The 4,193-nt window shown below is 70.7% G+C and carries 4 protein-coding genes and 2 pseudogenes; 5 read left to right on the top strand and 1 reads right to left on the bottom strand.

All coding sequences use genetic code 11. The annotated features are described in order from the left end of the window. Both Q0444_RS11990 and Q0444_RS11985 read left to right on the top strand, forming a co-directional pair. A partial coding sequence (locus tag Q0444_RS11990) for a PEP-utilizing enzyme (protein ID WP_299023328.1) occupies window positions 1–1,247 on the top strand: 1,247 nt, incomplete at its 5' end. A gap of 141 nt (window positions 1,248–1,388) precedes the next feature. Then, window positions 1,389–1,562, top strand: coding sequence for a hypothetical protein (locus Q0444_RS11985; protein WP_291082333.1), 174 nt, complete (start codon window positions 1,389–1,391; stop codon window positions 1,560–1,562). On the opposite strand, the gene Q0444_RS11980 is transcribed toward Q0444_RS11985, so the two are convergent. After that, on the bottom strand, window positions 1,559–2,632 hold the full coding sequence (locus Q0444_RS11980) for a hypothetical protein (RefSeq protein WP_299023327.1): 1,074 nt from the start codon (window positions 2,630–2,632) through the stop codon (window positions 1,559–1,561). The genes Q0444_RS11985 and Q0444_RS11980 overlap by 4 nt on opposite strands. Before the next feature lie 145 nt (window positions 2,633–2,777). Here Q0444_RS11980 and Q0444_RS11975 point away from each other — a divergent pair, with 145 nt between their 5' ends. The 3 genes and pseudogenes from Q0444_RS11975 to Q0444_RS11965 all read left to right on the top strand — a co-directional run. Further along, entirely contained in the window at window positions 2,778–3,035 is a 258-nt protein-coding gene (locus Q0444_RS11975) for a type II toxin-antitoxin system Phd/YefM family antitoxin (RefSeq protein WP_299023326.1), read from the top strand. A gap of 109 nt (window positions 3,036–3,144) precedes the next feature. Continuing rightward, a pseudogene (locus Q0444_RS11970) lies at window positions 3,145–3,720 on the top strand (IS30 family transposase); the annotation flags it as partial. Window positions 3,721–3,724: 4 nt separating this feature from the next. Then, window positions 3,725–4,024: pseudogene (locus Q0444_RS11965) on the top strand (IS3 family transposase); the annotation flags it as partial. Between the last annotated feature and the right edge of the window lie 169 nt (window positions 4,025–4,193).

The following is a 4,193-nucleotide window of genomic DNA, read 5'->3' as shown; positions in this document are numbered from 1 at the left end:
GGGTGGTGCTGGAGCAGTTGGAGGCGGGCGTCGCGCTGTACTGCGATGTCACGCTGACGCACGTGCGCTCGTCCTCGCGCGCGGCGGTCGCGGCCAACGTCCTCGAGAGCGTGCTCGTGCGGCGGGCGGTGGAGGACGGGCGCGGCGAGGACGACGGGCGCGCGGACGCCGCCCGCCTCCTGGCCGGGGCCACCGAGGTGGAGAGCGCGCTCATGGTCGAGCAGCTGGACGCGGTGGTCCGCTCCCTCGCCTCCGATCCCGCGACCGCCGGGGAGTTCCTCGCCGCCGACCCCGGCGCGGCGGTCACCGCCCTGCGCGCCTCGGGCAGCGCGGGCGGCGTGGCGCTGCGGCGGTTCCTCGCCCGTCACGGGCACCGCGGCTACCGGGAGCTGTGCATGCGCGACCCGTCCTGGGCCGACGACCCGGAGGGGCTCGGCGCGATGATGCAGGTGATGGTGCGCTCGGCGCTCGATCCGGCCGGCCGCGGTCCGGCGGGGGCACCGGCGTCGGCGTCAGCGTCGGCGCCGGCGTCGGCGGACCCACCGGCGGATCCGGACGGTCCCCCCTCGCTGGCCATCCGGCTGCTCGCCCGGGCGGCGCAGGGCGGCGCCCGCGGCCGCGAGGAGACCAAGGCCAAGATGGCGCTGATGGCGTACTCGCTCAAGCGCGGGTACCGCCACCTCGGGGAGGTGCTCGCCGCCGCCGGGCGCCTGCCGGACGCGGACCTGGTGTTCTTCCTCGACCGCGCGGAGCTGGAGCGCGTCGCGAGCCCGGGCGACATCGGCGACATCGGCAAGCTCGTGCGCAGCGCGGTGACGCGGCGCGAGGCGCTGGCTTACCAGGAGGCGCTGGAGTTCCCCGACGTCTCGGTGGGGCGCCCGACCGCCCTCGTCTCGCGGCCCCGGCTCGGCGCCTCCGGAAGCCAGATCGTCGGCCGTCCCGCCGGCCGCGGCTCGGTCGAGGGGGTCGTGCGGGTGGCGCGGTCCATCACCGACGCCCGCGAGGTGCGGCGCGGCGAGATCCTGGTCGCGCCGGTCACGGACGTGGGTTGGACGCCGTATTTCACCGTGATCGGCGCGCTGGTCACCGACATCGGCAGTTCGGTCTCCCACGGCGCCGTGGTGGCGCGCGAGTACGGCCTGCCCTGCGTGGTCAACACCCTCGTGGCCACCCAGGTGCTGCGCACCGGCGACCGGGTCCGCGTGGACGGCGACCGAGGGGTGGTGACGCGGCTCGACCCGTCCTGACGGCGCCCGGCGGGAGGGCGGCGCCCACCGTCAGAGGCGGCCACAACGCCACGAGGAACCGACTCCCGTTGTTAGGCTCGTCACCGTGAGCGCCGACCGCCGGAGCCTCACGTCACACGCCCGATCACAGGAGGAATTTCCATGGGTTCAGCACTCGGTTCACTCGGATCGCTCGCCGCGGGATCGCTCGCCGTCCCGCTTCTCGGCTCGCTGGGCCTGGGCTCGTTGATCCCGGGGCTCGGCAGCGACACCGGCAGCGGAACCGATTCCTTGACCGGACTGCTGCCCGCCGAGCTGCTCGGCGGCCTCTCCTAACCGCCCGCCCCGCCGGCCGGGCCCGGCCGGCGGGGACCACCCCAGGCCCCCTCGAGGGCCACCCAGTGGCCCTCCTCCATCAGGCTGGCGGGGATGACGGAGACCGCGTTCGCCCCGGCGGACGCCACCGCGAGGAGAGCCGCGCCCAGGTCCCCCGGGGAGACCACACGGCCCCCCGTGCTCCACAGTCCGGTCGCCATGACGACTCGATCGCCGAAGCGACGTCCGAGGGACGAGGCGAGGTCCGCTCCGTAGCCGGGGCCCACGCCCGCCAGGGCGAAGTAGTTCCAGACCGCGATGCGGTCGACGGACTTCAAGAGGAGGGCGTAGTCGTGGCCGGAGTCCGCCCGGTCACCGTGGGGGTTCTTCCAGTTGGCGCGGACATCCGTCTCCACCAGAACACCGAATCGCGCGACCTGCGCGGAGATCCGGCCGAGTAGCCGGGCCAGGGAGTCCGAGCGCCACCGGTGGATGGCCGGGTGGTCGACATCGATCCCCCCGTCCTTGCTCCTGGGGAAACCCGACCGCCCCGTGTGTGCGGTGAAGTGCGCCAGATCGCCACGGCCAAAGGTGGCGTCGTTGAACATCAGTTCCGTCAGGCCGATCCTCTCCGGCCGGTACCGGCGCGCGACCTCGCGGCAGACGGCCTCCAGGTGCGCGCCGAAGTACCCTCCGTCGAGGGCGGAGACGGAGAGGAACTCCGCGGAGGCGGCGCCCCGAGCCGTCCGTCCGGCAAGGCTCGGGTCGCGACGGATGGCCCGGGGAGCGAGCGCGTCGATGATCAGGGTGACGCCGAGGCCGTCCAGCCCCGTCAGGGCTTCGCGGACGAAATCGCGCCCGGTCCGGGCGACGATCGAGGATTCCCATCCGCGCGCGGCCGGGAAGGGAAACGCCAACCAGTCCGCTCGGCCCACCGCGAGCGTGACGGCGGTGGCGTTCACCTGCCGCAGACGAGCCCGGACGGAGGGCCATCCGGCGGCGACGGTTGCGACGTCCTCGAACCCGAACGCCACCACCCGCTCCGGTGGGATCCGCGGGTATCCCTCATCGTCTCGGCCGTCTTCGCACATGACTACCGTCCTACCCGTCGAGCCGATCCCAGACTGTCGGAATGGCTCTCCGGCGAGTAGCCGAATACAGAGCACCGGGCACGGGTGGCCACGGTGGAGCGCTGGCGCTTCCTTCCATGCACTCTCGCGAACAGGAGCGACTGGGATGAAGACGATGAGCTACACCGAGTCCCGGGCGCGCTACGCCGAGGTCCTCGACGGGGTCATCAACGACCGCGAAGAGGTCATCATCACCCGTGCCGGTCGCGAGCCGGTGGTGATGGTCTCCCTCGACGAGTACGAGTCCCTGCGCGAGACCGCCCGCCTGATGCGATCGCCGGCCAATGCCCGACGGCTTCTCGATGCGATGGAGCGGCTCGAGTCCGGCCGCCGCCAGGAGCGCGACCTGCTCGATGCCGAGTGACGTGCTATTGGTCTGGGACGACATCGCCTGGCAGAACTCTCTCTGGCGGCAACAGCAGGACCGAAAGACCCTCAAGCGCATCAACCTGCTCCTGCAGGACATCACACGCAGCGAGCGTCCCGCCGAGGCCGAAGACCGGGCCGTGCCCGGGCACTGGGAGGGCGATCTGATCATCGGGCTCAACCGCTCCGCGATCGGCACGCTCGTCGAACGCACTATCCGGTTCACCATGCTCGTGCACCTGCCCCGCGAAGAAGGGTACGGCCAGTCTCCGCGGGTAAAGAACGGGCCGGCGTTGTCCGGCTACGGCGCCGAGAGCATGTCGCGGGCTCTGGCCAGGACGATCACTGAGCTGCCCGAGCACCTGCTGCGGTCGCTGACCTGGGACCGCGGCAAGGAGCTGTCGGCGCACGCCCAATTCACTGTCGCTACCGGTCTACCGGTGTTCTTCGCCGACCCGCGCACACCGTGGCAGCGCGGCTCGAACGAGAATACCAACGGCCGGCTGCGCCAGTACTTCCCCAAGGGCACCGACCTGTCCCGGTGGACGGCAAGCGACCTTGCGGCCATCTCGTACACCCTCAACCCGCGGCCGCGAAAGACCCTCGGATGGCGAACTCCCGCAGATGCTCTCGAGAATCACTCACAGTCACTACAAACGTCAGGTGTTGCGACGACCGATTGAATCTGCCCAGTTCCGGTCCCGCAAATTCGTCCACGCCCTCAACCGGCACCAACTGGTCGGATCGATGGGACGAGTTGGAGCAGATAGCGACAACGCGGCCATGGAATCGTTCTTCGCCCTGTTACAGAAGAGCGTCCTCGACACCCGCCGCTGAGCCACACGCGAAGCACTCCGCATCGCCATCGTGTCCTGGATAGAACGGACCTACCACCGCCGACGAAGACAAGCCCGACTGAAGCGATTGACCCCCATCGCGTTCGAGACCATCATGACCTCAGGGGCATACGCAGCACTCGCTGCCTAACCCGATCTGTCACGGGATCGAGCAGCAGACCCAGGGCCGCGTGAGGTTCAGTTCGGCTCTAGGGACGGCGGTGATGTGCTGAACCTCCCTGGATCTGTCGGAGGGTTCCGATCTAGCAAGGAAGACTGGAACCCATGGCAGCACCACGAAAGTTCGACGCCGAGACCCG

The sequence above is a fragment of the uncultured Dietzia sp. genome (assembly GCF_937873725.1).
GTDB lineage: Bacteria > Actinomycetota > Actinomycetes > Mycobacteriales > Mycobacteriaceae > Dietzia.
The sequence above is the reverse complement of the archived record's forward strand: the minus strand, read 5'-3'. Positions and strand labels throughout refer to the sequence as shown.